Origin of the sequence: Methylopila musalis, assembly GCF_042679725.1 — a bacterium.
Lineage (GTDB): Bacteria > Pseudomonadota > Alphaproteobacteria > Rhizobiales > Methylopilaceae > Methylopila > Methylopila musalis.
Window position 1 is genome coordinate 1 of record NZ_JBHTMX010000428.1, and the last position, 643, is coordinate 643.

1 pseudogene is annotated in these 643 nt (G+C 65.5%); it reads left to right on the forward strand.

The features are described 5' to 3' along the window. Positions 1 to 643: pseudogene (locus ACFQ4O_RS18125) on the forward strand (hypothetical protein); the annotation flags it as partial.

Consider the following 643-nt stretch of genomic DNA (forward strand, 5'->3'; position numbering starts at 1 on the left):
TCACCAACACGCCGGACGGGGCGCAGATCACGTTGCGCTGGAACGGGTCGAGCGAAACGATCCTGTTCGAGGGCGTGTCCGCGAGCGCTCTGAACGCGTCCAAGTTCATCTTCAACACGTCGACCGCCGCGCTGAACGTCACGGGAACGACCTATGGCTCCGACGTGCTGTTCGGCGGGTCCGGCAAGGACACGCTGAGCGGGCTCGGCGGCAATGACGAGTTGAACGGCGGACGCGGCAAGGACACGCTGATCGGCGGCGTCGGCAACGACATCCTGCGCGGCGGCGCCGACGACGACACCTTCTCCTATCGCGAACGCGGCTTCGGCGACGACGTCATCAAGGACTTCAGTGGCGGCGACCGGATCTCGCTGAGCTTCCTCAACGTCGGCGATTTCGACACGTTGAAGCCGTACATCACGAACACGCCGGACGGGGCGCAGATCACGTTGCGCTGGAACGGGTCGAGCGAAACGATCCTGCTGGAGGGCGTGTCGGCGAGCGCGCTGAACGCGTCGAAGTTCATCTTCGACGGTTCGACGGCGGCGCGGAGCTTCACCGGGACGACCTACGGCTCCGACGTGCTGTTCGGCGGTCGGGGCGACGACACGCTGAACGGACTTGGCGGCAACGACGAGCTGAA